The organism is Parasynechococcus sp., assembly GCF_042954325.1.
In the GTDB taxonomy this organism is placed as follows: domain Bacteria; phylum Cyanobacteriota; class Cyanobacteriia; order PCC-6307; family Cyanobiaceae; genus Parasynechococcus.
Map to the genome: position 1 here is coordinate 1 of NZ_JBGKDS010000028.1, position 23,547 is coordinate 23,547.

Annotated in this window: 27 protein-coding genes and 1 tRNA gene; 12 read left to right on the top strand and 16 right to left on the bottom strand. The window is 60.5% G+C overall.

From position 1 onward, the window contains the following. From ACGVKB_RS04440 to ACGVKB_RS04450, 3 genes are all read right to left on the bottom strand, one after another. The coding region (locus ACGVKB_RS04440) for a type II secretion system F family protein (RefSeq protein WP_392350077.1) at positions 1 to 1,199 on the bottom strand (1,199 nt) is incomplete at its 3' end. Positions 1,200 to 1,215: 16 nt separating this feature from the next. After that, entirely contained in the window at positions 1,216 to 2,292 is a 1,077-nt protein-coding gene (locus ACGVKB_RS04445) for a type IV pilus twitching motility protein PilT (RefSeq protein WP_392350078.1), read from the bottom strand. A gap of 10 nt (positions 2,293 to 2,302) precedes the next feature. Then, a complete protein-coding gene (locus ACGVKB_RS04450) occupies positions 2,303 to 4,000 on the bottom strand; it encodes a GspE/PulE family protein (protein WP_392350107.1) in 1,698 nt (565 codons plus the stop codon). Positions 4,001 to 4,297: 297 nt separating this feature from the next. On the opposite strand from ACGVKB_RS04450, the gene grpE reads away from it, so the two are divergent. From grpE to rsgA, 4 genes are read left to right on the top strand one after another with little or no spacing between them, the layout of a single operon-like run. Continuing rightward, positions 4,298 to 4,972, top strand: coding sequence for a nucleotide exchange factor GrpE (gene grpE / locus ACGVKB_RS04455; protein WP_392347754.1), 675 nt, complete (start codon positions 4,298 to 4,300; stop codon positions 4,970 to 4,972). Then, positions 4,972 to 6,108, top strand: coding sequence for a molecular chaperone DnaJ (gene dnaJ / locus ACGVKB_RS04460; protein ID WP_392350079.1), 1,137 nt, complete (start codon positions 4,972 to 4,974; stop codon positions 6,106 to 6,108). The genes grpE and dnaJ overlap by 1 nt, the downstream gene beginning before the upstream one ends. Continuing rightward, positions 6,105 to 6,335, top strand: coding sequence for a sulfurtransferase TusA family protein (locus ACGVKB_RS04465; RefSeq protein ID WP_392350080.1), 231 nt, complete (start codon positions 6,105 to 6,107; stop codon positions 6,333 to 6,335). Before dnaJ ends, ACGVKB_RS04465 begins: the two co-directional genes overlap by 4 nt. Next, positions 6,328 to 7,251, top strand: a complete 924-nt coding sequence (rsgA, locus tag ACGVKB_RS04470) for a ribosome small subunit-dependent GTPase A (protein ID WP_392350081.1) — start codon at positions 6,328 to 6,330, stop codon at positions 7,249 to 7,251. Before ACGVKB_RS04465 ends, rsgA begins: the two co-directional genes overlap by 8 nt. On the opposite strand, the gene ACGVKB_RS04475 is transcribed toward rsgA, so the two are convergent. From ACGVKB_RS04475 to murC, 3 genes are read right to left on the bottom strand one after another with little or no spacing between them, the layout of a single operon-like run. Beyond that, positions 7,226 to 7,567, bottom strand: coding sequence for a YbaB/EbfC family nucleoid-associated protein (locus ACGVKB_RS04475; RefSeq protein WP_392350082.1), 342 nt, complete (start codon positions 7,565 to 7,567; stop codon positions 7,226 to 7,228). The genes rsgA and ACGVKB_RS04475 overlap by 26 nt on opposite strands. Before the next feature lie 24 nt (positions 7,568 to 7,591). Beyond that, a complete protein-coding gene (gene murB, locus ACGVKB_RS04480; RefSeq protein WP_392350083.1) occupies positions 7,592 to 8,497 on the bottom strand; it encodes a UDP-N-acetylmuramate dehydrogenase in 906 nt (301 codons plus the stop codon). After that, complete coding sequence (gene murC, locus ACGVKB_RS04485; protein WP_392350084.1) at positions 8,494 to 9,900, bottom strand: UDP-N-acetylmuramate--L-alanine ligase; 1,407 nt, start codon at positions 9,898 to 9,900, stop codon at positions 8,494 to 8,496. Before murC ends, murB begins: the two co-directional genes overlap by 4 nt. A 160-nt stretch (positions 9,901 to 10,060) precedes the next feature. On the opposite strand from murC, the gene gap reads away from it, so the two are divergent. Next, entirely contained in the window at positions 10,061 to 11,086 is a 1,026-nt protein-coding gene (gene gap, locus ACGVKB_RS04490; protein WP_392350085.1) for a type I glyceraldehyde-3-phosphate dehydrogenase, read from the top strand. Positions 11,087 to 11,131: 45 nt separating this feature from the next. Here the strand turns inward: gap and thiL are convergent, their stop codons facing one another. Then, a complete protein-coding gene (gene thiL, locus ACGVKB_RS04495; RefSeq protein WP_392350086.1) occupies positions 11,132 to 12,118 on the bottom strand; it encodes a thiamine-phosphate kinase in 987 nt (328 codons plus the stop codon). Then, on the bottom strand, positions 12,115 to 13,191 hold the full coding sequence (locus ACGVKB_RS04500) for a peptidylprolyl isomerase (protein ID WP_392350108.1): 1,077 nt from the start codon (positions 13,189 to 13,191) through the stop codon (positions 12,115 to 12,117). Before ACGVKB_RS04500 ends, thiL begins: the two co-directional genes overlap by 4 nt. A gap of 64 nt (positions 13,192 to 13,255) precedes the next feature. Between ACGVKB_RS04500 and efp the strand changes: the two genes are divergently transcribed. Together efp and accB are read left to right on the top strand one after the other, a co-directional pair. Further along, complete coding sequence (gene efp, locus ACGVKB_RS04505) at positions 13,256 to 13,819, top strand: elongation factor P (protein ID WP_392350087.1); 564 nt, start codon at positions 13,256 to 13,258, stop codon at positions 13,817 to 13,819. Continuing rightward, positions 13,816 to 14,295: an acetyl-CoA carboxylase biotin carboxyl carrier protein gene (accB, locus tag ACGVKB_RS04510; RefSeq protein WP_392350088.1), complete on the top strand. Its 480-nt coding sequence runs from the start codon at positions 13,816 to 13,818 to the stop codon at positions 14,293 to 14,295. The genes efp and accB overlap by 4 nt, the downstream gene beginning before the upstream one ends. Here accB and pdxA read toward each other — a convergent pair. Both pdxA and ACGVKB_RS04520 read right to left on the bottom strand, forming a co-directional pair. Continuing rightward, positions 14,265 to 15,323 carry a 4-hydroxythreonine-4-phosphate dehydrogenase PdxA gene (pdxA, locus tag ACGVKB_RS04515; protein ID WP_392350089.1) on the bottom strand — a complete coding sequence of 353 codons (1,059 nt, stop codon included), beginning with the start codon at positions 15,321 to 15,323 and terminating at the stop codon, positions 14,265 to 14,267. The genes accB and pdxA overlap by 31 nt on opposite strands. Positions 15,324 to 15,466: 143 nt before the next feature. Next, complete coding sequence (locus ACGVKB_RS04520) at positions 15,467 to 16,408, bottom strand: SDR family oxidoreductase (RefSeq protein WP_392350090.1); 942 nt, start codon at positions 16,406 to 16,408, stop codon at positions 15,467 to 15,469. A gap of 32 nt (positions 16,409 to 16,440) precedes the next feature. Here ACGVKB_RS04520 and ACGVKB_RS04525 point away from each other — a divergent pair, with 32 nt between their 5' ends. After that, complete coding sequence (locus tag ACGVKB_RS04525; RefSeq protein ID WP_392350091.1) at positions 16,441 to 16,623, top strand: hypothetical protein; 183 nt, start codon at positions 16,441 to 16,443, stop codon at positions 16,621 to 16,623. 23 nt (positions 16,624 to 16,646) lie between these two features. On the opposite strand, the gene ACGVKB_RS04530 is transcribed toward ACGVKB_RS04525, so the two are convergent. Then, positions 16,647 to 17,048 carry an HNH endonuclease gene (locus tag ACGVKB_RS04530; RefSeq protein ID WP_392350092.1) on the bottom strand — a complete coding sequence of 134 codons (402 nt, stop codon included), beginning with the start codon at positions 17,046 to 17,048 and terminating at the stop codon, positions 16,647 to 16,649. A gap of 193 nt (positions 17,049 to 17,241) precedes the next feature. Between ACGVKB_RS04530 and ACGVKB_RS04535 the strand changes: the two genes are divergently transcribed. Beyond that, entirely contained in the window at positions 17,242 to 18,810 is a 1,569-nt protein-coding gene (locus ACGVKB_RS04535) for an SNF2-related protein (protein WP_392350109.1), read from the top strand. Here ACGVKB_RS04535 and ACGVKB_RS04540 read toward each other — a convergent pair. From ACGVKB_RS04540 to ACGVKB_RS04550, 3 genes are all read right to left on the bottom strand, one after another. Beyond that, a complete protein-coding gene (locus ACGVKB_RS04540; RefSeq protein ID WP_392350093.1) occupies positions 18,765 to 19,070 on the bottom strand; it encodes a hypothetical protein in 306 nt (101 codons plus the stop codon). The genes ACGVKB_RS04535 and ACGVKB_RS04540 overlap by 46 nt on opposite strands. Positions 19,071 to 19,164: 94 nt before the next feature. Further along, positions 19,165 to 19,506, bottom strand: a complete 342-nt coding sequence (locus tag ACGVKB_RS04545) for a DUF6554 family protein (protein ID WP_392350094.1) — start codon at positions 19,504 to 19,506, stop codon at positions 19,165 to 19,167. A gap of 104 nt (positions 19,507 to 19,610) precedes the next feature. Next, a complete protein-coding gene (locus ACGVKB_RS04550; RefSeq protein WP_392350095.1) occupies positions 19,611 to 20,126 on the bottom strand; it encodes an AbrB family transcriptional regulator in 516 nt (171 codons plus the stop codon). 82 nt (positions 20,127 to 20,208) lie between these two features. Here ACGVKB_RS04550 and ACGVKB_RS04555 point away from each other — a divergent pair, with 82 nt between their 5' ends. Beyond that, positions 20,209 to 20,472 (top strand): chemotaxis protein, encoded by a 264-nt coding sequence (locus tag ACGVKB_RS04555; RefSeq protein ID WP_392350096.1) that lies wholly within the window; start codon positions 20,209 to 20,211, stop codon positions 20,470 to 20,472. A gap of 37 nt (positions 20,473 to 20,509) precedes the next feature. Next, complete coding sequence (locus ACGVKB_RS04560; RefSeq protein ID WP_392350097.1) at positions 20,510 to 20,737, top strand: hypothetical protein; 228 nt, start codon at positions 20,510 to 20,512, stop codon at positions 20,735 to 20,737. A 362-nt stretch (positions 20,738 to 21,099) separates the two neighbouring features. Here the strand turns inward: ACGVKB_RS04560 and ACGVKB_RS04565 are convergent. Further along, positions 21,100 to 21,171: transfer RNA gene (locus ACGVKB_RS04565), tRNA-Gly, on the bottom strand. A 35-nt stretch (positions 21,172 to 21,206) separates the two neighbouring features. Continuing rightward, on the bottom strand, positions 21,207 to 22,355 hold the full coding sequence (locus tag ACGVKB_RS04570) for a pyridoxal-phosphate-dependent aminotransferase family protein (RefSeq protein WP_392350110.1): 1,149 nt from the start codon (positions 22,353 to 22,355) through the stop codon (positions 21,207 to 21,209). A gap of 51 nt (positions 22,356 to 22,406) precedes the next feature. Between ACGVKB_RS04570 and cbiD the strand changes: the two genes are divergently transcribed. Continuing rightward, positions 22,407 to 23,516 carry a cobalt-precorrin-5B (C(1))-methyltransferase CbiD gene (cbiD, locus tag ACGVKB_RS04575; RefSeq protein ID WP_392350111.1) on the top strand — a complete coding sequence of 370 codons (1,110 nt, stop codon included), beginning with the start codon at positions 22,407 to 22,409 and terminating at the stop codon, positions 23,514 to 23,516. The last annotated feature ends 31 nt before the right edge of the window (positions 23,517 to 23,547 follow it).

Sequence of the window (23,547 nt, forward strand, 5' to 3'; positions counted from 1 at the left end):
CCGCCCACCACAACGATCATCGCGGGCTCGAGCATTGAGGTCAGAGCTTTCACCATCGCTCCCACTTCGTCCTCATAGAAATCAGCCACTTTGCTGAGCATTTTGTCCATCTCGCCGGTTTCCTCACCGATCGAGAGCATGCTCAAGGCCATGTCCGGTAAAACCTGCTGCCGCACCAGTGCTGTACTCAGCAGAACGCCTTCCTGAACGAGGCTGCGTGAGTTGAGGATGGAATCGGAAATGATCGAATTGCCTGCGGTCTGACTTGAAATTTCCAGCGAGGTCAGGATGGGGACCCCGGCCCGGGTTAATGAACTAAAGATCCGGCAAAACTGTGCCGTGGCCGTCATCATGATCAGGTCTCCGAACAGCGGTACTTTGAGCATCAAGCTGTCCACCTGACGCCGTCCGCGATGGGTGGAGTAATACCGAGTGAACATCCACATCGCCACCAAAATGAAGCCAACGGCGAAGAGTGAAAAGCTGGAACGCAGCAGCCCACTCAGCGACACCAGGGCCTGGGTGAAGGCAGGTAATTCAGCTCCCAGATCTGAAAAAATTCCTGCAAATGTCGGGATCAAAAAGATGGTCATTCCCAGGAAGACCGCAATGGCAATGACAAGAACGGCAATGGGATAACCGAGTGCTCCTTTGATCTGGTTCTGCAACTTGGCGTTGTCTTCAAGGAGTTTGGCCAGTCTCTGCAGGGCTTCGTCCAACACACCACCGGTTTCCCCCGCTTCCACCATCGCGATGGTGAGTTGATCAAACACCTTGGGCCAACGGCGGATGGCTGTTCCAAGGGCGACGCCTTCGTTCACATCCAGGCTCACCTTGGTCAGGGCTCGTTTGAACATCGGCAGCTTTTGCTGCTTGGCCATCAGATCGAGGCCGCGCACAATCGGGACGCCGGCGTCGACGAGCGCTGCCATTTTGCTGGCGAACAGAGCCTTTTCCTTCACCCCCGGCGGCTTTTCAAGCAGTTCGCTGAGGTTGAACGACAGCAGACCTGACCCCCCTTCTGCGTCCTGAGCGGAACCCCGAGACTTGCTAGTTGTCTCAGTGAGGGGTTTCAGCTCCGTCGCACGGATTCCCCGGCGGCGCAGAAGCTTGCGGGCTTCCTGCGGATCCGCCGCTTTGATCGTGACGGAGCGGGACTGCCCTGTGGGTCCGTCGTAGCTGGCAACGAAGGAAGCCATGGTTCAGCGCTGGGATTCATTCATCACGGAACAGCCGTTCGAGTTCAGGTGGTTTGCTCGCCTTGGCCAACGCCTCTTCACGGCTGATGGCGCCTTCCATGACGAGATCAGCCAAGGCCTTCTCCAGGGTTTGCATGCCCTGATCACCACCGGTCTGGATCTGGGAATACAGCTGAGCCGTCTTTCCTTCACGGATCAGGTTCGCGACCGCTGGGTTGTTGATCATGATTTCCTGCGCCATCACGCGTCCGAATTGATTCGGTTGCGGATTCTCACGGCGACAGAGGGTCTGCGAGAACACGGCCACGAGACTGCCGGAGAGCTGAACACGGATCTGGGTCTGCTGGGCTGGTGGAAAGACATCAACCATGCGATCCACGGTCTGGGCAGCGGAGCTGGTGTGCAAGGTTCCAAACACCAGGTGACCGGTTTCGGCGGCACTGATGGCCAGTTGAATCGTCTCCAGATCGCGCATCTCCCCGACCAAGATCACGTCGGGGTCTTCCCGCAAGGCTGCCCGTAGGGCATTGGCAAAACTTCGGGTGTCCTCGTTCAGCTGGCGTTGGTGCACCAGGCTCTGATCGCTTTTGTAGACGAATTCGATCGGATCTTCGATCGTGAGAATGTGCTCGCTGCGGGTGTGGTTGATGTGGTCGAGTAGGGCCGCCAGCGTGGTCGTTTTGCCTGAGCCGGTGGGTCCCGTCACCAGAATCAGACCGCGGGGCCGTTTGCAGGTCTCGACGACGACCGGCGGCAGATTGAGAAGGTCCAGGCTGGGGATAGAGCTGCCCAGGGCCCGTAGGCAGGCGGCATAGCTGCCTTTTTGGCGGTAGACGTTCACGCGGAAGCGCGCCACACCCTTGAGTCCGTAGGCGCAATCCAGCTCCCAGGTCTGTTCCAGCGTCTTGCGCTGGCTGTTGTTGAGCATCGAGAAAATCAACTTATTGCAGTCGTCTTCGCTGAGAGCGTCGTCCCGCATCGGTCGTAGTTGACCGCTGAAACGACCGTAGGGAGGCTGCCCGGTGGCGATGTGCAGATCGCTGCCACCGCCTTCGACCAGCTGCTCCATCAGGTCTTCGATCATCAGCTCCAAGACGACCTCCTCAATGTCGTGGGGTCAGGCAGTAGGGGCATTCGAGCCAGCCATCCTCGAGGCCAGCGCCACAGCCTGTACAGGTCATTGTGCTGAGAGCACGGGCTCTGCGCTCGGATTCGAGACCAGAATCCGTAAGAATCATGCGCCCCACTTCTTCCAGTGTGGTGTGGCCTTGACGGACCAGTTCAAGGGCGTACCCCAGCAGGGTGGTCATGCCTGATTCGAGGGCGAGCTGGCGAATCACATCGGTGCTGGCTCCCCGAGAGATGGCCGTGGCGATGTCTTCATTGATCCGAAGCACCTCATAAACGCCCACCCGGCCCTTGTAGCCACTGCCTTTGCAATGCGGGCATGGTGACGCTTCGGTCCGATCGTGATGGTGCGCGCGATAGAAGGTCACCATCGCTTCCTTGCTGGCCATCAACCCGAAGCGGCCCAGTTCCCGTTCATCCGGTTGATACGGCTCTCGACATTCGCCGCAGACCCGGCGCATCAGTCGTTGGGAGACGATCCCGATCAGAGCGGCCGCCACCATGAAAGGCTCCACCCCCATCTCATCGAGGCGCGCGATGGTGCTGGGGGCATCGTTTGCGTGCAGGGTGCTCAACACCAAGTGACCGGTCAGAGCGGCCTCAATGGCGGTTTTGGCGGTTTCGAGATCCCGTGTTTCCCCCACGAGCAACACATCCGGGTCCTGCCGCATGAAGGCCCGCAGAGCAGTGGCGAAATCAAATCCCTTCTCGCGGTTCACCTGGCTTTGGGTGATGCCGGGGAGGGTGTATTCGATCGGGTCCTCCACGGTGGAGATGTTGATGCCCGGGTCGTTGCGTTCCGCCAGCAGGGAATACAGCGTGGTGGATTTACCTGAACCGGTGGGTCCGGTAACCAGGATCATTCCAAAGGGTTTGGCGCCGAGTTCACGGACGAGGTCAAGGGTCTGGGGGTTGCCGATCAATTTGTCCAGCCCGAGCTGCGTGGCACTGCTGTCGAGCAGGCGCAGACAGACCTTTTCCCCGAAGCGACTGGGAAGGGTGCTGACACGGAAGTCGATCACGCGCTCGCGGTATCGGCGTCGGATCCGGCCGTCCTGGGCCTGACGCCGTTCAGCGATGTCCAGATCGGCCAGGATTTTGAAGCGTGAGGTGACGGCAGGAATCAGCCGGCTGGGAAGCGGCTCGATGTACTGCTGGAGGACACCGTCTTGGCGGTAGCGCAGCTGGAGCCCTCTCTGTTGTGGCTCCACATGGATGTCGCTGGCACCAACGCTCATGGCCTGAAGCAGGATCCGATCCACCAGAGCGATAACGGGTGAAGCCTCCGCGTCCTTGATGCTGGCTTCCAGGTCGACGATGTCGGCATTGGTTGCGGCTGCCTCATCGGGATCGTCTTCCAGGATTCCGTCCGCGCTGAACCCATCGAGGAAGGAGGCGATGGTGTCATCGAGCGAGGCTGCGTCATCGCTCGACGGGCTGTGCTCCAGCACTGGGATCTCTTGCTTGGCGTCGTCGTCGCTGGCGCCGCTCTGTTCAGGCAGTGGCGCGACGGGCGGCGGGATCTCTTGGGCGGTTGGGGCGTTCAGGACCTCCAGCAGGTCGTTCAGCAGGGCGGATCGCCAGTGGACGGTGCGTGGTCCGGTGTCCAGCTGCTCATGCAACGACTGCCGTTCCTCGGCACCCCAGTGGCTGGGGACCGCCAGGTCCAACATCTGCTCATTGATGGCCAATGGCAATGCCTGCAGGTTCTGCCATTGCTGCGGGCTCAGGCCAAGGGGATGACTCTCCAGCAGCTGTCGAGCCGTCGCGAGTTCATCGCGGTCTGGCACAGCCTCCTGGAGGAGCAGTTCGAGCTCGAAGCGTTGTTGTTCCGGTGAAGCCGAGTCAGCAATGGGGCGTGCCTGGGTCACGGATTGTGCGGTGAATCGAGAAGGTGCGGGCTTCCGCAGCTTGTGGGAGGTCAGCGTTGCCCTTCAACATGTCTAGACAGTTCTTCCGGACCGGTCGACATGAGCGGCGACGCTTCCACCCCTGAGCAGGATCAGACCGTCGAGGCGATCGATGCGCCGATTGCGTCCGATTCGCCAGTCGAAGCGCCCGATCAAGCGGAATCATCCGCAGCGCCTGACGCCGGGGATCGGTTGCAGCAACTCGAGCAGGAATTGCAGACGCTGAAGGCCGAACACGAGACGCTGCAGGGCCAGTACATGCGGATCGCCGCTGACTTTGACAATTTCCGCAAGCGTCAGAGCCGAGATCAAGACGATCTGCGCCAGCAGCTGGTGTGCTCAACGCTGAGTGAAATCCTCCCCGTGGTGGATAACTTCGAGCGGGCCCGTCAGCAACTCAATCCTGAGGGAGAAGAGGCGCAGGCTTTGCATCGCAGCTATCAGGGGCTCTACAAACAGCTCGTTGAGGTGCTGAAGCAGCAGGGTGTGGCTCGGATGGAAGTGGTCGGTCAGGATTTCGACCCGTCCCTCCACGAGGCGGTGCTGCGTGAAGAGAGCACCGAGCATCCTGAGGATGTTGTCACTGAAGAGCTGCAACGCGGATATCACCTGAATGGTCGGGTCCTTCGCCACGCGATGGTGAAGGTCTCGATGGGTCCAGGTCCATCCGACTCTGCCGCTGCCACAGCTGAGCCGCCGGCCAACGAGGATCAGTCTGAGACGGAGCAGGATTAATGGCCGATTTCTACGACTTGCTCGGGGTCGGTCGGGATGCCGATGCCGACACGTTGAAGCGGGCCTACAGACGTCTGGCTCGTCAATATCACCCTGATATCAATAAGGAAGCGGGAGCTGAAGATCGGTTCAAGGAAATCGGTCGTGCCTATGAGGTTCTCAGTGATCCTCAGACCCGAGCCCGTTACGACCAGTTCGGTGAAGCCGGTCTCGGCGGAGCGGCCGGGGCTCCGGACATGGGCGATATGGGGGGATTCGCCGATCTTTTCGAGACGTTCTTCCAGGGCTTCGGCGGGCCTGGCGGTTCGGCCGGTGGGCGCCCAAGGCGGCGTGGTCCACAGCAGGGCGATGACCTCCGTTACGACCTCACGATTGATTTCGAGCAGGCGGTGTTCGGCCAGGAGCGCGAGATCAAGATCCCTCACCTCGAGACCTGTGAGGTTTGCAATGGCAGTGGTGCCAAGGCTGGCAGTGGTCCCACCACCTGCGGAACCTGCGGTGGTGCTGGTCAGGTTCGCCGGGCGACGCGTACCCCATTCGGCAATTTCACCCAGGTGGCTGAATGTCCAACCTGTGACGGCACCGGTCAGGTGATTGCTGATCCCTGTTCTGCCTGTGGTGGACAGGGTGTTCATCAGGTTCGGAAGAAGCTGAGGATCAACATTCCTGCTGGTGTCGACACCGGAACCCGTCTCCGGGTCAGTGGTGAGGGCAATGCCGGAGTGCGCGGCGGCCCGTCGGGTGATCTGTACGTGTTTCTCACCGTGCGGTCGCACCCACGCCTGAAGCGCGACGGACTCAACATCCACTCGGACGTGACGGTCAGCTACTTGCAGGCGATTCTCGGCGACACGATTGAAGTGGAAACCGTGGATGGTCCCCAAGAGATCGAGCTGCCGGCTGGTTCACAGCCTGGGTCCGTCGTGACCCTCAACAGCAAGGGCATCCCCAAACTGGGCAACCCTGTGGCACGAGGTGATCAGCGCATCACCGTCACCGTTGAGCTGCCCAAGCGTCTGTCCGACGAGGAGCGCAACCTTCTCGAGCAGCTTGCCGGCCATCATTCGGCCCGCGGTAAACAACATCACCATCACAACAGTGGATTGTTTGCCCGCCTCTTCGGTCAGAAGGGATGACCCAGCGTTCCCTGGATCTGCGGGGAACGCCCTGTCCGGTGAATTTCATTCGCTGCAAGCTCACTCTTGAATCGATGCAGCCCGGCGAACAGCTGGCTGTGCAACTGGATCGTGGTGAACCGGAGGCGATGGTGGTCCCGGGCCTTCGCGATGCCGGTCACGAGGTCGTCGTGAGCGATGGGACCTCGGACGCGGTCCTGCTTTTGGTGACGTGCACCCGTGGCTGAATTCAGCGCCACGTCCACTTCGACTGCCACCGGCATCGTTGTTGCCCTTCAGGCCAACTATTTGGAGGTCGAGCTTCATGCGCCCCCAGATGGCATCCCGGGTCGGCTGCTCTGTACCCGTCGGACTCGTCTGAGCCATCGGGGTGCTGCGGTGCATGTGGGCGATCAGGTCTCGATCGAAGCGATCGACCCTGTGCAGGCCAGAGCTGTGGTGGCGGATGTTGCTCCACGGGACAGCTGGTTGACGCGCCCGCCCGTGGCCAACGTGTCGCTCGTGGTGGTGGTCCTGGCCGTTGATCAACCGAGTTTTGATCCGGATCAGGCCAGTCGCTTCCTGTTGACCGCAGAACGCACCGGCCTTGATGTGCAGGTTGTCTTGAGCAAGCGGGACCTGCTTCCCCCCGATCAGCTTGAGCAGTTGTGTGAGCGCCTGCGCCGTTGGGGCTATGAGCCGATTGCACTGTCCAGTGAGACCGGAGAGGGGGTTGAGGCCCTGCAACAGCGCCTCAGGGGAACTGCTCTGGCGGTGCTTTGTGGTCCATCTGGAGTGGGAAAAAGCAGCGTTCTGAACCGTCTGCTTCCCCATCTCTCCTTACGGGTGGGTGCCGTGTCGGGTCGCCTGCAGCGGGGGCGACACACCACTCGCCATGTGGAGCTATTTGCTCTTGGCGACACCTCAAAGGTCGCTGACACTCCAGGATTCAACCGACCGGATCTTCCGGATGATCCCAGGGAGCTCGGCGTGTTGTTTCCCGAACTTCGACAGCAGCTTGACCCTTGGCCCTGCCGTTTTCGCGATTGTCTGCATCGAGGTGAGCCCGGGTGCGGTGTCTCCACCACGTGGGAGCGGTACAGCTTGTACGCCTCCGGGCTCGAGGAGCTGGTTGCGCTCAGCCGCCAAGGCCGGGGAGGTTGAGGTCCAAACCACCGGTGAGTTCCTCCATCCGACCTTTCATCGTTGCGGTGGATTGCTCATAGGCCGCTTGCAGCGCTTCCAGTGTTGCTGCTTCACAGGTGCTTTGTCCGTCTTGAAGCAGCGCGGGATCGAGGCGTACACGCAGGGGCTGTTGATTGCCGGACAGCCAGACACTGGCGCGGCCATCACCGCTTTTGCCCTCGATTTCCATCGCATCCAGTTCCTGCTGCAGCACCTGTGCGTCCTGCTGGATCTGCTGGGCCTTGCGGAAGGCTTCGGTGAGCTGACCGAAATTGGGGAGTCCGAACCCTGCCATCGTGACGCTGAATGAGACGGCAGGTTAAGCCGCTGGATCGAATCCCAGGCGTTTCACTTCCGGATGCAGGCGGATTCCGTGCGCCAGTTCGATCCGATCCTGAACAAGATGGATCAGTTGGTGGATGTCCTGGGCCTGGGCGTCGCCGGTGTTCACGATGAAATTGGCGTGCAGTGTCGAGACCTCGGCCCCGCCGATGCGGGTTCCCTTGAGTCCCATCGCTTCGATTAAGCGTCCGGCTTTTTCTGGTTCTGGGTTTCGAAAAACACTGCCGCAACTGGGTTGTTGGTAAGGCTGTGTTGTGGTGCGGTGGGCGAGATTGCCACTGGTGACCCGGTTGAGCTCTTTGGGGTCATGGCCTGGTTCCAGGCGGAACCGTGCTGAGAGCACGACCAGATTGTCCTGTTGCAGGACGCTGTGCCGGTAGCCGAACTCCAGCTGATCCGCTGTGAGTTCAAAACTATCGCCCCCTGTGATCGGCATCACCCGCACCGACACCAGGCGGTCTGCGATACAGCCGCCCTGGGCTCCGGCATTCATCACCGCGGCTCCACCCACCGTGCCTGGAATGCCCACCGACCATTCCAGGCCATGCAGACCAGCTCTGGCGACGCGTCGGGCGAGGGATGGAATCGGTTCGCCGGCCAAGGCCTCGACCAGACCACTGCTGGGATCAAGGCTCACGCCTTGAAGTTTGCGCAGGCAGAGCGTCAAACCCGGCAAACCGCTGTCATCGATCAACAGGTTTGAGCCGGCTCCAATGACCCGGCAGACCAAATCGCGTTCCCGTGCCCAGTCCAACCAGCCCTTGATGTCCTCCAGAGCTGATGGTTCAGCGAGCCATTCGGCCGGACCTCCGACACGCCAGGTGGTGTATTCCGCCAGGGGCGCCTGAGACCGAGCTTCTCCCATCGCTGCGGCGTCGCTCATGAGGTCAGCCGTGTCCAGAGACTGTTGACATCGCCGGCTCCCATGGCGAGGACGAGATCGTCTTCGCGGCTGAGTCGTTGCACCAGTGCACTGAGATCATCCAGGTCGTTGGCAACGTTCACGCTCAGCTCAGGCTTCAGGGCTTGGATCCGACTGGCCAGGGCGGCGCTGGAGATCCCTGGTAATGGGTCCTCGCCGGCGGCATAAACCGGCGCCAGAATCAGCAGATCACAGCCCTGGAGTGCTGCTGCGAAGGCATCCAGAAACTGCTGTGTTCGGCTGTAGCGATGGGGCTGGAAGACCGCCAGGAGGCGTTTGGGAGCTGTCGGAAGGGGGCTACGTCCCGTGCGCACCATCAGCTGAGCCATGTCCAACGTTGCTTTCACTTCGCTGGGATGGTGGGCGTAGTCATCGACGATTTGTCGGCCCTTCCAGGTTCCGCGATGGTCGAACCGCCGTCCCGGCGCCTCAAGCAGAGCCAGGCTGTCGATGAGTTCGCTGAAGGGAATGCCCTCCATCCGACAAGCAGCGATGGCTGCGGTGGCATTGCTGAGGTTGTGGAGGCCGGCCATCGGCACCGTGAAGGTGCCGACCAACGTCCCGTGTTCAAAGAATTCGGCGACGCAGCGATCGCCATCCAGCTGTATGGGCCGTGCGGCATAGGTCACCCCTTCGACGTCCTGAACCGACCACCAAGCGTCCGGTTGAAAGTTGGCTTGCAGGACAGGACAATCGTGATTGGCCAGGACGCGATCGCACCCCCTGGCAAAGGTCTGCATGGTGTCGATCAGATCCTGCAAGTTGGCGTAGTGATCGGTGTGATCGAGTTCAAGGTTGGTGATCACACCCAGGCTTGGGCTGAACTTCACCAGGGAGCCATCGGATTCGTCGGCTTCCGCCACCAGCAGCCGCCCACGGCCGGAATGGCCGTTGCTGGCCAGGCAGGGCACGATGCCGCCGATGACAGCGGTGGGGTCCTGGTTCGCCTTGATCAGCAAGGTCGTGATCAGGGTGCTGGTGGTGGTCTTGCCATGGCTGCCGGCCACCGCGATCGCCGGTTGTTCAGCGATGAGAGCGGCGAGCAAATCGGACCGATGCCAGATTTCAAGACCGTGCGTATTGGCCCGTTGCAGTTCCGGATTTGTTTCTGGAATGGCCGTACTGATCACCACAACCGGAGGCCGCGCGTTTTCGGCGAGCACGCTGTCGATGCTGGCGGCTGTTTGCTCTTGAAAGATCCGGACGCCCAACTGGCTGAGCTGTTGGACGGTGGCGTTGTCCCGTGGGTCTGAGCCACTGACGGGATGCTTACGATCGACCAGAATTCGGGCCAAAGCCGACATCCCGATTCCGCCGACACCGATGAAGTGAACTGGCGTCTGGCGGTCAAGCGGGCGCGTCAAGGAACGGCATCAGAGGCTCGAAAGATAGGCCAGCCCAGGGGCGTTGTCCCCTGGGCTTTGATCCGGATCAAGCAATTTGCTCAGAGCTCGGACGAAGTTTTTTGTTCAATTTCTGTATGATCGGCGGCCAAAACCATTACGCGGTTTTTCCGCTCCCGTTATGACCCTGCGCGTTGCGATCAATGGATTTGGCCGAATCGGTCGCAATGTGATGCGGGGTTGGATCAGCCGAGGTGCTGACACCGGTATTGAGATCGTCGGCGTCAACGCCACCTCCGATCCCAAGACCAGTGCCCACCTGCTGACCTACGACTCCATTCTGGGCAAGCTCGACCCCAGCGTGAAGATCGAAACCACCGACGATTCGATGATCGTCAACGGTAAGGAGATCAAATTCTTCTCCGATCGCAACCCCCTGAACTGCCCCTGGAAAGAGTGGGGTGTGGATCTGGTCCTCGAGTCCACCGGTGTCTTCAACACCGATGAAAAAGCCAGCATGCACATTCAGGCTGGTGCCAAGAAGGTGATCCTCACCGCTCCTGGCAAGGGTCCCAAGGTCGGCACGTTTGTGGTCGGCGTGAACGAAGACCAGTACCGCCACGAAGACTGGGACATCCTCAGCAACGCCAGCTGCACCACCAACTGCCTGGCTCCTCTGGTGAAGGTGATCGATCAGTCGATCGGCATCCAACGCGGTCTGATGACCACCATTCACAGCTACACGGGTGACCAGCGGATCCTGGACAACAACCACCGTGATCTGCGCCGTGCCCGCGCCGCAGCCGTGAACATGGTCCCCACCTCCACCGGTGCTGCCCAGGCCGTGGCTCTGGTGTACCCCGCTGTGAAGGGCAAGTTCACCGGTATCGCTATGCGCGTTCCCACCCCGAACGTGTCTGCGGTTGACCTGGTGTTCCAGTCGTCCCGCGCGTCCTCCGTTGAGGAGATCAAGTCGATCATTAAGGCCGCGGCTGAAGGTCCGATGAGCAACGTGATCAAGTACGGCGATCTGCCCCTCGTGTCCACCGACTACGCCGGCACCGATCAGTCGACCATCTTTGATGCCGATCTGACCTTGGCCATGGGCGACGATTTCTTCAAGATCGTTTCCTGGTACGACAACGAGTGGGGCAACAGCCAGCGCGTTGTTGACCTGGCCGAGGTTGTTGCCAAGAACTGGAAGTGATCATCCACTGAGATGCTTCTTGCCCTCCTTTCGGGGAGGGTTTTTTTATGGCCGGCGGTAGTGGTTGAAGTCTGGTGCTGTGATCGCACGCGGGCCGTCACTCCAGCGGATGATGCCGGTCTCTGTTGTGATTTCGCCGATTCGACGACTCCCCTCCTGGGTCGTCAACCAGCGTTCAGCCCACTCGGGAGGGAGGCTGAGGACGAGTTCGAAGTCCTCACCGCCCTGGAGACACCACTGATCCCATGACAAGCCCGAAGGCCAACCCTGTGGTCGCGGCAAGAGCGCACGATCCAGAACAGCTCCACAGCCGCTGCTTGTGCACAATCCTTCGACTGCAGCAAGCAGTCCATCACTGCTGTCGGTGCCAGCGGCTCGCCAGGGCAGTGGGCTCGGCTTTGTCTTCAGCAGCGTATCGAGTGCATCAAGACGGGGAATGGGTCGTTGATGGTGGGTGATCGCGGCTGTTTTGAGCCCGTCCGGGAGTGCCACGCCATCCAGGGCTGGGTCGTTCTGAAGAACGGCGAGACCGAGTCGGCTGAGGCCGTGGACACCACTGGTCACCAAGGCATCGCCGGGCCGTGCATCGCCACGGTGGAGACGCAGTTCCCCGACACGGCCGAGGGCTGTGATGGATAGGGACCGCTGCTGCCCGTTGGAGCAGTCACCACCCAGCAGGACTCCGCCAAAACGGTCTAGGGCTGCTGCAAGGCCCGTATAGACCCCATCCACCCAACTCCAGGCTGTAGAGCCTGGTGCGACCAGGGCGACGGTGATCCCATCGATGCTGACGGCACCACTGGCTGCCAGGTCGGAGAGATTGGCGGCCACGGCTCTCCAGCCCACGTCCTGCGCGGATGTGGTGATGTCACTGAAGTGAATGTCTTCGACAAGAACGTCAGTGTTGACCAGCAGCGGCCGGGGGTCGGGCCGTAGAGCCGCCGTGTCATCGGCGAATTGTCCTGGAGGAGCGAAGCGAGCAAGTCTGCGCAGCAGTTCAGACTCGCCCAGCTCCGCGAGGCTCGCGGTCATGCGTGGGCTTTGAGCCCGTCCACACCGTCGGTCACTTTGATCGAGACGATGCGGTCATCGACACCCAGCTCCTCGAGTACATCAAAACCATCCACGACATAACCGAAGGCGGTATTGCGACCATCCACCAGGTTCAGTCCTGCGGGTGTCAGTTCAGCCTCGTAGAGGAACATGAAGAACTGTGAGGACCCGTCGTCGAGGGCCTGGTCGGAGTGGGCCCAGCCGAGGGTGCCGAGGGTGGCGAAGGGCAGGGTTGGTGTCGCTTTAAACAGCCCGACGTCTTCAAAGGTTTGGTTGTAGAGCGTGTCCGGCTCGTCCGGGACACGAATTTCGAGAGGGACGTGGCGTTCCTGCTTGGTGGTTGGGTCGATGTAGCCGATCTCAGGACCCTCAGGATCGCCGCTTTGAAGTACGTAGAAGTCTTCAGCGCGGCTGAAGGGCAGGCCGTCGTAGAAGCCCTTGGATGCCAGATCGACAAATGCACCGGCTGTGAGCGGCGCGTTGTAGCCATCGGCCACGGCCGTGAGGTCGCCCTGGGTGGTGTGAATCGTCAGCGTTGCCCGTCCTTGGAGCCTTGGCAGGGCATCGAATTCAGCCGGGATCTCCCGCTCGAAGTCGTCGTCCACCAGAAGGGCCTCGACGTCACCGATGCGACGCAGGGTGGCGCGTCGGGCAGCAATGAAACCGGGCTTATCCGTGTCCTTGACCCGTTCTTTGAGCGTGATCAGTCCGTCGTCGACCTCCCTGAACCACTGCTCCGCAGTGGCGCGCTGGTCGGCTGGAACCGCGTCAAGAATTGTGCTGCGCCGGGTGTTCAGGATGGCTTCGCTGCGACTGACCGCTTTCCCAAGGGCGCTCCAACGCTTGGCCCTGAGGTCATCGCTCGTCAGCTCGAGGCGGTGCTGGAGATCGCGGATGTCCTGCTGCTCAAACGGCAGGGCGTCACGCAGGATCGCCGCAGGATCCTTCACCGCGTTGCCCTGGGGCAATCCTGCGGATGCGGGTGTGGCGAACCCCAACAGTCCTGTTGCGATCAGGGTGATCAGAAGGGCCTTAAAACGCTGATAGGCCAAGGGGAACCCCAGTGCTGACGGGACTTTGGCACAGCCGTATGATCGCCTGAACCGTTCCGCGGGAATGATCTCCAGCAACGACTTCCGTACCGGCACCACGATTGAGCTTGATGGTGCAGTCTGGCGCGTCGTGGAGTTCCTTCACGTCAAGCCTGGCAAGGGTTCTGCCTTTGTCCGCTCCAAGCTCAAGGCGGTCAAGACCGGCAACGTCGTCGAGAAAACATTCCGAGCTGGGGAAATGCTTCCCCAGGCGATGCTCGAGAAATCTTCCCTCCAGCACACCTACATGGATGGAGAGGACTATGTCTTCATGGACATGTCCACCTATGAGGAGACCCGACTGACCGCTGATCAGATCGGAGAGAGCCGTAAGTACCTCAAGGAGGGCATGGAGGTGAATGTTGTGGCATGGAACGGGGCACCCCTTGAAGTGGAGCTTCCGAACTCGGTTGTTCTCGAGATCACCGAGACCGATCCCGGTGTGAAGGGGGATACGGCCACCGGTGGCACCAAGCCGGCGATCCTTGAAACGGGTGCGCAGGTGATGGTTCCTTTATTTCTCTCTGTCGGAGAGAAAATCAAGGTGGATACGCGCAATGATTCCTACCTCGGACGGGAGAACGGTTGACCATGCAGCTTGATCACGATCAACTCCATCGGCTGCTGGACACGCTCCGCGACAGTGATATTCAGGAATTCCGCCTCGAAGGAGACGATTTCCGCCTGGAGATTCGGCGCAACCTGCCTGGACAGGCCGTCATGGCTCCGGTGATGCAAGTCGCTGCCGCGGCTCCTGCTCCTGCATCTGCAGCTGAGGTCTCCGCCGGTTCTCCGCCTCCGGCAGCAGCGTCCAGCCGCAGTGATCTTCTCGAGATCACGGCTCCGATGGTCGGCACGTTTTATCGGGCTCCGGCTCCAGGGGAGCCGCCGTTCGCTGAAGTTGGCAGCCGCATCAAGGTCGGTCAGACCGTCTGCATCCTCGAAGCAATGAAGCTGATGAATGAGCTCGAATCCGAGGTCAGCGGCGAGGTTGTTGAAATTCTGGTTGACAACGGAACTCCCGTTGAATTCGGTCAGGTGTTGATGCGGGTCAAACCGGCCTGATCCAGACCTGCTGCAGTGAGGTCCCACGCCGCCTGGATGGCGGCGAGCATGCTGTCGGGTCGAGCCTGGCCGGTTCCAGCAATATCGAATCCTGTGCCGTGATCCGGTGAGGTTCTCAGGAAGGGAAGCTCGAGTGTTGTGTTGACTGCGGCATCAAAGGCCAGCAATTTCATGGGGATCAAGCCCTGGTCGTGATACAGCGCCAGCCAGCCGTCGGGTGCGTTTGTTCCCTGTCCACGCCAGGCATCCGCCGCTCGCATCCAGCAGGTATCCGGTGGAACCGGTCCATCCAGACGACAGCTTGGGTGCTGGTTGCGCCAGCGCTCCAGCAGCGGGATCAGCCAGTCGTGTTCCTCGCGGCCGAGTCGACCGGCCTCGCCGGCATGGGGGTTCAGTCCGGCCACGACAAGGTGAGGGTTGGGGCGAAAGCGGCGGCAGAAGCTCAGGAGCGTGTCCAGTTTTTGTTCGACGATGGCGGGGGTGAGGCGTTGCGGCACCTCCGCAAGCGGGATGTGAGTGGTGGCCAGCAGGGTGTTGAGCCTCCAGCCGCTTTGCGGTGACAGTGCGGTGAACAGCATTGAGGAATTCGGTCTGCCGGCGAGTTCGGCTAACCGTTCGGTTTGCCCGGGATAGTCATGGCCGGCTTGATGCCAGAGATGTTTGGCAATGGGTGCGGTCACCAATGCGCGGGCTCCGCTGCTCTGCAGCGTGTTGACGGCAGTGGTCAGCCACTGAAATCCTGCCGCGCCACTCTCTGTTGATGGGTCGCCGGGAGCAATCGGGGTCGCTAAGGGTTGATCGTGGATGGTCAGGGTCGATGGATCGGCGAGGTTTGTGCAGCCCTGCGCGACCAACTGGTGATGGGTGAGTTCCACGCAGCGGCGACAGCCCACCAGGACAGGCTTGAGCGCAGCAGGGAGGGCCTCTGGCCTGGCAAGTGCTTTGAGGACAACCTCAATGCCGATCCCCGCGGGATCGCCGAGAGCAATCACCAGGGTTTGACTAGCGTCAGGACTCAACTGGACCATCGCGATGCTGCGGATTTTTCTTCTTGGTCTGGTGCTGATTGGATTGGCAACTGGATTGCGCAATCAGTGGTTAGAGCTGAACTGGGACAACTTGCTCGAGGATGTCGGTCTTCCTGGGCTGAAGAACTCTCAGCCGATTGATTTCAACCGTTGGATGATCGGGGATCCTGACGGCTCCGAGTCGTCATCTTGATCGCATCCTGCAGGAAACAGTCGCGGAGTCCGGCTTGGAAATTCGGGTGCAGGAGGCGGTAGCCGAGCGTTTTGCAGAGCAGGGTGTTGCTGACGCGACGGTTCTCTGCCCAAAACGATTGGGCCATGGCACTCATCCCGGTGCTGGCTGTTGCGAAGTCTTCCGATGGAAGCTGTGGCTGATCGAGTAGCTCGGCGGCGAAGTCGAGAAGTTCGTGGCTCGGAGCCGGATGGTCATCGACGATGTTGACGAGGCTGGGGCGCTCTCCTCTGTTTGCGGCGTGGATCAGGTGCAGGCAGGCGCCGGCGATGTCCTCCACGTGAATTCTGCAGAAGACTTGACCGGGCTTGATGATTCGACGGGCTCGTCCATCGCGGAGGTTGGCAAGGATCGAGCGCCCCGGTCCATAGATGCCAGGGAGGCGAAGGATCTGCACCGGAAGTCCGGAGTTCCTCCAGGCGTCTTCGCAGGCCAGTCGGCGTTGACTGCGTTCTTGGCCGGGTGTCGCCTCTGTGGTTTCCGACACCCAATCGCCGTTGTGATCCCCGTAGACCCCGGTTGTTGAGAGGTATCCAACCCAGTTCAGGGGCAGGGTCAGGAGATCAGCCAAGAGCTGGCTCAGGACGGGATCCTGACCGTTGCGTTCCGGGGGGATTGTGCTGAGCACGTGGGTGACACCTTGCAGATCCTCCCGGGTGGGGCGGATGCCGTTGGTGCTGTCGAATGGCAGCGTGTTGGCGTTGCCGTCTGGCTGACGCCGGGTCCTGAGAACAGGCGTGCCAAGGGCTTCCGTCAGTGCTGCAACGGTGGAACCGCTGTATCCGGCCCCAAGGATCAGCAGTTTTGATCCTGCAGGTAAAGCGCGGCTGCGGTTGACAAGCTCGGAAAGCATCAGTACAGATGTATTAGTTGTTGTCCTGCTCCGTGGCTAGCTCCTGTCTCCATCGTTCCGGGTCTCGTTCCCTCCATGCTCCCGGACTGCCGGTTCGCGGTGTTCTGGTCGGTGCTTTGATCGTGTCTGCCCTGCTGCTGGCCCCGGAAGAGCCCGTTGAGCAGGCCTCGATCTGCCAGCGACACAACACGGTGGAGGCCTGCCGCGTTTGGTAAGGCTTCGAGGGTTGCAGCCTGAATTAGGCGGTCTGGAAGGTCAGGCCCGGATCGTCCGTCGTTTTTGGGCCGGTGTTTGGCTTCGGTTCAGCCCAGTCCAGCAGGCGTCGAGCAAGGCGTAGGTCGCCATCCATCCAGGCTCGTATGGCCATGGCGCGCCTGGGGTCGTAGAAGCGCTGCTGCCGATACCAATCGAAAACGTCGGAATCGGATTTGCGTCCATTGCAGGACAAGCAAGCTGGGACGCAGTTTTCGGTGACGCTTAACCCTCCCTTGGCGCGGGGGAGGACATGATCAATGGACTCGGAAGATTTGCCGCAATAAATGCAACTCTGGCCAGTAAAAGTATGGAGAGATTGTCGCCACCGTCGGACACGTAATTTGGGACAAAGTTCGTCAAGAAAGACTGCGTCCCTGTTATGCATCCGAGGTTCTCGGTTGCTGGAATTCTGGCCCGAACGTCAGCTGCGTCAATGTGTCGAGCGCTGCATTTTTATTGTTTTGTAGGCAGATTTTGCCTTCGTTCATCGAGCTCTTGCTTTCCTGGCTGGTGTCCTTAGAGTGATTGTTTGTGGGGTATTGACCACGAACCAGGGCGCTCCCCGCTGTTACTTGGATTTGTCCGCGTCCGGGCTGATTCGTGTGGTCAGTCCGTTCGATGCTGTGACTCAAGCCCAGTTGCGTCGGATTCGTCCCCGTGGGCGATGGGTCGGATCCCATCAGGGTTGGGAATTTCCTCTCTCAGCGTCCTCTGTTCTTCAACAGCAGCTGGGATCTCGGTTTGCCATCACTGATGCCTTGATGCAGTGGTTGCACTGGTCCCGCTTGCCGCTGCCGCCGTTACCGCCGCACCGCGAGCTGGTCCGTGCCGCGAGCCTGACCGATGCCCTTGCGGATGGTCGGTTGCCCCTGAGCCATCAACGCAGTGGGGCGCGATGGTTGCTGGCCCGTCGTGGTGCGGTCCTTGCCGATGAGATGGGCTTAGGCAAAACGTTGACCGCCCTGTTGGCGGCTCGTTCGATGGTGCGCTGTGCTGACGTGCGAGTCATGGTGATCGCTCCCGTTGGCCTGCATCCCCACTGGTCGCGGGAAGCATCGGCGCTCGATCTGCCCATTGAGCTGGTCAGTTGGGCGCGCTTGCCTCAGGAGCTACCTCGCGCTGGAACTGTGCTGGTGGTGGATGAAGCCCATTACGCGCAGACCCTGAAGGCCCAGCGCACCAATGCTCTGCTGCGTCTGGCTCGGCATCCACGCCTGCGGGCGATTTGGATGTTGACCGGAACCCCGATGAAAAACGGGCGTCCTTCCCAGCTGTTTCCCTTGCTTGCGGCCATGGATCATCCGATCGCTCGGGATCAGCGCCAATTTGAGGAGCGTTATTGCCAGGGTCATTGGAGCGAGCGCAGTGGTCAGAAGCGTTGGCACGCCGCCGGTGCCAGTCAGCTCAAGGAGCTGCGTGTTCTGACCAAGCCTCTGATCCTTCACCGTCGCAAGTCGCAACTCCTCGACCTTCCGCCAAAACAGCGACGGGATGTTGTGATTCAGCTGTCGGCAGCGGAGTCACTCGGCTTTGAGCATCGGATCGATCTGGTGGTCGAGGACTACCGCCGCAGGGCGCGGGAGGGCGCGGTTCGATCGGATGCTGAATTTTTGGCTGTGCTGACCGCCTGGCGTCGGATTGCGGCTGAATTCAAGTTGCCAGCCGTCCGTGATTTGGTGCAGGGGCTGCATCGACGTCAGCAGCCCACTGTTGTGTTCAGTGCATTTGTGCAGCCCTTGGTGCTGCTTCAGGCTCAGATCGGCGGGGAGTTGCTGACCGGCCGGCAGAAACCCTCGGAGCGGCAGGATTCCGTTGATCGCTTCCAGACAGGAGAAAAGGACCTTCTCTTGGCGACCTTCGGTGCCGGAGGGGTCGGCTTCACCATGCATCGAGCCAACCATGTGGTGCTGCTGGAGCGACCTTGGACCCCGGGTGATGTCGACCAGGCGGAAGACCGCTGCCATCGTCTGGGGATGCAAGGTGGGCTCACCTCCCATTGGTTGCAGCTTGGACCTGCTGATCAGTTGGTGGATGGCCTGGTGGCCAGCAAGGCCGAGCGGATCGAATTGTTGCTGGGTCCCAGACGTCTGTCTTTACCGCGTCAGCCTTTACCTGCGTTGCTTCGATCCGTGTTGCAGGCCGCCTGACGAACGATGAGTTCATGCTTCAGCAAGCGGTCGGTGGAGCCTGCGTTTTCGATCAGCTTGAGCGCCTGAGCGAGATCTTGGCAGGCTTCGCTGCGATTGCCGAGCAACAGATGAATCAACGAACGCTCGCTCAAGGCTTCAGCTCGATCCGGCTGTGACGTCACCCATTGATTGCAACGTTGCAGGGCAACGTCCAATTGATCCTGTCGGACGCCGTCCAGACAGGTGGTCTGCAGGCTGTCTCCAGCGAGGTCGTTCATGACCTGTTTGGGGTCAGGCGCGTTGGTTTTGCAAGCGCTGATGCTGAACAGAATCAGAACTGCCAGGGTTTGAAGCGACCGCCGGGCGATCGACTCAATAGCTGTACCGCTCCGTATTGGCGCTGGGAGCTGAGCTGGAACTTGGGAGAGCACTGGATGACGTGTTGCCGCCGAACAGATCGCCAAGGAACTTGCCGCAATCGGGATACGTGCCGGGATCCTGGACCACAGCTTCTGTGATCATCACAGAAGCATGTTCTGGAGAGGTTTTGAATACACCGCGTCCCTGACGTTTGATCAGGGCGTAGGCAGCGTTCCAGCTCACGGTGTGGTCATTTCCACTGGAGCGCATGAAGCAATACACCTGTGCTCCTTTCTGTTCGGTGTCGCTGCTGGCGGCCTGCGCAGGGATTGCCAGGCTGACGAGTGCACTCATCAATCCAAGAGTGCAGAGGGTCAGACGCTGGCCATTGCGACGCATGGGGCCTACCGATAACTAGGCCAAAGGTATCGGTCGAACTGAGGCTGTCGAGGCCTGGTTCAGCTCGAACCCTGCTGGAGTGGAAGCACCAGACGGACGATCACGGGCAGGACCAGGAGCACCGTGATGAGGCGCACGGCATGGAGCGCTGCGACAGCGGCGCCAACTCCGAATTCCGCGCCGACCAGGCTCATGCCGCTGATGCCGCCGGGTGCTGCACCCAGCAGTGCGATGCGTGGGTCGATGCCGAGCAGTCTGCTGCTCCAGAGACCAATCACGATGCCGGTCAAGACCAGGGTGAGAGTGATCAGGATGGCCGGCCGCCACAGCGATTGCAGTTGGTCCAGTGAGGCTTTCGTCAGTCCGGTGCCAATCACCGTGCCGATGCCGATTTCAAGCGCGGTCCGTGTCCCCGCCGGCCAGGCTGCCGTGTCCAGCTGGCCGCTCATGCTCACCAGCCCTGCTCCAAGCAATGCACCGGCCAAGGGAGCGGCCGGAATCCCAGTGAGAAGGGCCAGCATTCCGAGGCATGTGCCTGCCAGCAAATAGATCAGCAATGTGGCCAGGGGTGGCATGGCAGATCAGAGGGTCTTGTCAGTCTGAACTTGAGCCGAAGCCATCCATGTGTTGTCATCGGCCCAGTGCCCGCTCTCGATGATGTCCTCGTCCGTCTCGTTCCGAATCACCCGCACGGCAGAAGACCTGGCTGAGACGATTGCTGTGCTGTCTCAAAAACTGGTCAAGCTGGAGCAGCGTCAGGAGGCTTTGGAACGTCAGTTGCAGCAGCAGAAGACAGCGCAGTACGTCGCAGATGAAGAGCTTGCTGCCCTTGAAGGCATTGAACAGCAGTTACGGGATACCCGCGCCCTGCTTGAGACCAGAGACGAAGACCTGTGTTTAGACGAGGACCTCGCCGCATAAGTCCAGCCTCGGTGCCAAAATAAAAAGAAAGGCAACTATGGCTCACACCATCACTGCCTCAGGTGCTTGTTCTTCCGCTAAGTCACGCACCCAAGGCTTTGTCTCTCGCCCAACCTGTGCCGGCTTCATTGAGGGCGGCCATTGGCTCGAAAAGCTGGAATTCGCCCTCGCCGTTGCTGAGGCCCGTGGTGATCAGAACCGAGTTGATGCTCTGAAGCTGCAAATTGCTGATCTGGGCGGTAATGCTGAAGAACCGGGCACCTGACTGGGCTCTGCTGAAAGGCTTCCTTAGTAACGGGCGGAACTGTCAATAAAGCGACGATTTTTTATCTCGTTCCAATTGGGTTGGTCGACATTATTGTTATCGTTATCATCGGACAAAGATGATGGCTCAGCAGTGTGACTCTCACTCTCGCTAAGAGTGCTGTTCAAGCAGAACAGCGCAGTAAGCATTTAGACGCGGCTGCTCGTTTTTACGATCAAGCGCGCTTGGCCGCTGTGGATGGTCGAATTTCTGATTCGGGATCATTGATTCTTAAGGCCCTCGATCAGGAGCGTCGCGCCAAGGCCACTGGCCCTCAGGTTCTTCAGTTGATCAAGCCAAGAACCTGAGCGTTCAATCTTTCAAGCGGGTGACCGGATTCGAACCGGCGACGTTCAGCTTGGGAAGCTGACATTCTACCACTGAATTACACCCGCAGACGGCGAGATCGCTCTCGCCAACTGGCTTTTCGTTAGCCCAGTGCAGCGGCGGTCGCGGCCACACCTGCTCCCATTGTGCCCTTGTGAAGTCCTAATGACTGCAAGGTCGCTTCAATGGCGGACACCGCGGTCAGCACATCGCGGTCACAGACAAAACCGAGGTGTCCGATTCGGAACACTTTGCCTTTGAGGTGATCCTGGCCACCGGCCAGAAGAATGTCGAAATTTTGTTTGACCGCCTTGCGAAGTTCCTCAGCGTCGATTCCCTCTGGAGCAACGGCCGTGATGGCTGGGCTGCCGTAGCCCTCGGCCGCAAACAGTGGCAAGCCAATCGCTTTCATTCCGGCCTGGGCCGCTGCCCTGTGACGGGCATGACGGGCGAAAATCGCTTCAAGCCCTTCGTTTTGCATCATCTCGAGGGCTGCCTCGAGACCGAAGTAGAGATTCACGGCCGGCGTGAATGGATTGCTGTCTTTCGCAGCCGTTTTCCGGTACGGGCCGAGATCCAAATAGAACTTGGGTAGATCGGAGCGTTCGTAGGCCTGCCAGGCCCGATCACTCATCGCCACGAAGCTCAATCCGGGCGGAAGCATGTATCCCTTCTGTGAGCCAGAGGCGACCACATCGAGGCCCCAGGCGTCCATCGGCACATTGCTGGCTCCAAGGCTGGTCACGCAATCGGCAATGGTCAGAGCCGTTCCATGGGCTTTGACGTGGCGGCTGATTGTCTCCAGGTCATTGATCACACCGGTGGAGGTTTCCGAGTGCGTGAGGATCACGGCCTTGATGGCCTTGGCGCTGTCGGCTTCCAGTGCTGAGCGGAACGCCTCCGGATCGAGGGGTTGGCCCCACTCCGCCTGAATCACCTCCACTTCAAGGCCGTAGGCGCGGGCAACCTTGACCCAGCGCTCGCCGAATTTGCCGTTGTCGCCGCAGATCACCTTGTCGCCGCGGGACAGCGTGTTGATGATTCCCGCTTCCATCGCAGCGGTGCCACTGCCGGTAATGACCAACACGTCGCCGGTGGTCTGGTGCAGCCACTTGAGCTGTTCGGTGGTACGACGCACCGTCGCTTGGAATTCGCCGCTCCGATGGCCAATCGGATGGCGTCCCATGGCTTTGAGGACGGTCTCGGGCACCGGCGTCGGTCCCGGAATCATCAGGGTGAGCTTGTCCTGCACGGCGCGACGAATGCCAATCGGCGAATCTAGAAACCAGCGTCTCATGCGCCCATCGTTTCCGAGCACGTTCAGGGACTGACCCTGCCGGTTTGGCTGGCAGCAACGGCGCGGGCCGCGTTGTGTGCGTTGCTGCGGCAACCATTCGATCCCCAGCAACCGCTTTGTTTGGCGGATGACGACACGACGGTGACTCGGGTTCCGGTGACATCGGCGGCCTGTCTTGAGGGTGCTCAGGCGGCGATGGCGATCGGCCACTGTGATCCAGGTCCCGGCTTGGATCTCACCAGGGGATTGGAAGTTTGGGTGCGGGTGGCCTGGTGTGACGGAGCCGGTGAGCGGATTCGGCTCCTTCCCGGCGAAGGGGTTGGCCGTCTGGGGGCCGATGGGGCAGCGTGTCTTTCTCCCTATGCCGAGGGGCTGTTGCAGCGCACTCTGTTGCCGTTGCTCCCCGCTGAGCGCGGCATCGCGCTTGAGGTGGTGCTGCCCAGGGGAAAGCTGCTCGCGGAACGCACCAGCAATGCTGCATTCGGCGTGGTGGATGGTCTGGCGCTGATCGGCATGCAAGCGGAGGTGCAGCGCAGTGCCGCCCCGGATCAGCTGGCGGAGGTTCTGGATGCCCTCAAGGCGCTGTGTTCCTCTGCGGCTTTTTCCGGTCGCCTGACCCTCGTGATTGGTGAAAACGGTCTCGATTTGGCCCGTCAACATGGACTGACGCCCCATCTCAAGGTGGGCAACTGGCTGGGTCCGGTGTTGGTGGCAGCGGCCGAAAACGGCGTGAGCGACCTGTTGCTGCTCGGCTATCACGGCAAGCTCGTCAAACTCGCCGGCGGCATTTTTCACACCCATCACCACCTGGCGGATGCCCGGCTTGAGGTGCTCACAGCACTTGGGGTGCGCTGCGGTTTGAGCGTTCCTCAGCTCCAGCTGGTGTTGCAGGCGGACTCGGTGGAAGCAGCCCTGCAGGCCCTTGCAGCGCAGGATGGCGAGCTGGCCCAGCGGTTATGGCTGTTGCTGGCTCGAACGGTGGAGGACCGCAGCCAGCGCTATGTCGCGCGCTACGGCAACTGGTCGATTCGCATCGGCGCGGCTCTCTTTGATCGGGCCCGTGTGATCCGTTGGCGGGGGGTGGGTGCTGAGCGCTTCTTTACGCTGATGAATTGACGGTCGTCGCAACGCGACACATTCCTGGATT

Bases quoted from the DNA above. Each gene is read 5' to 3' on its own strand.
- ACGVKB_RS04450 (WP_392350107.1), bottom strand. From the start codon at position 4,000: ATGTTGGACCTGGCGGTCCCCAGCCACTGGGGTGCCGAGGAACGGCAG.
- grpE (WP_392347754.1), top strand. From the start codon at position 4,298: ATGAGCGGCGACGCTTCCACCCCTGAGCAGGATCAGACCGTCGAGGCG.
- dnaJ (WP_392350079.1), top strand. From the start codon at position 4,972: ATGGCCGATTTCTACGACTTGCTCGGGGTCGGTCGGGATGCCGATGCC.
- ACGVKB_RS04465 (WP_392350080.1), top strand. From the start codon at position 6,105: ATGACCCAGCGTTCCCTGGATCTGCGGGGAACGCCCTGTCCGGTGAAT.
- ACGVKB_RS04475 (WP_392350082.1), bottom strand. From the start codon at position 7,567: ATGGCAGGGTTCGGACTCCCCAATTTCGGTCAGCTCACCGAAGCCTTC.
- murB (WP_392350083.1), bottom strand. From the start codon at position 8,497: ATGAGCGACGCCGCAGCGATGGGAGAAGCTCGGTCTCAGGCGCCCCTG.
- gap (WP_392350085.1), top strand. From the start codon at position 10,061: ATGACCCTGCGCGTTGCGATCAATGGATTTGGCCGAATCGGTCGCAAT.
- thiL (WP_392350086.1), bottom strand. From the start codon at position 12,118: ATGACCGCGAGCCTCGCGGAGCTGGGCGAGTCTGAACTGCTGCGCAGA.
- efp (WP_392350087.1), top strand. From the start codon at position 13,256: ATGATCTCCAGCAACGACTTCCGTACCGGCACCACGATTGAGCTTGAT.
- pdxA (WP_392350089.1), bottom strand. From the start codon at position 15,323: ATGGTCCAGTTGAGTCCTGACGCTAGTCAAACCCTGGTGATTGCTCTC.
- ACGVKB_RS04520 (WP_392350090.1), bottom strand. From the start codon at position 16,408: ATGCTTTCCGAGCTTGTCAACCGCAGCCGCGCTTTACCTGCAGGATCA.
- ACGVKB_RS04530 (WP_392350092.1), bottom strand. From the start codon at position 17,048: ATGCATAACAGGGACGCAGTCTTTCTTGACGAACTTTGTCCCAAATTA.
- ACGVKB_RS04540 (WP_392350093.1), bottom strand. From the start codon at position 19,070: ATGAACGACCTCGCTGGAGACAGCCTGCAGACCACCTGTCTGGACGGC.
- ACGVKB_RS04545 (WP_392350094.1), bottom strand. From the start codon at position 19,506: ATGAGTGCACTCGTCAGCCTGGCAATCCCTGCGCAGGCCGCCAGCAGC.
- ACGVKB_RS04550 (WP_392350095.1), bottom strand. From the start codon at position 20,126: ATGCCACCCCTGGCCACATTGCTGATCTATTTGCTGGCAGGCACATGC.
- ACGVKB_RS04555 (WP_392350096.1), top strand. From the start codon at position 20,209: ATGTCCTCGTCCGTCTCGTTCCGAATCACCCGCACGGCAGAAGACCTG.
- ACGVKB_RS04560 (WP_392350097.1), top strand. From the start codon at position 20,510: ATGGCTCACACCATCACTGCCTCAGGTGCTTGTTCTTCCGCTAAGTCA.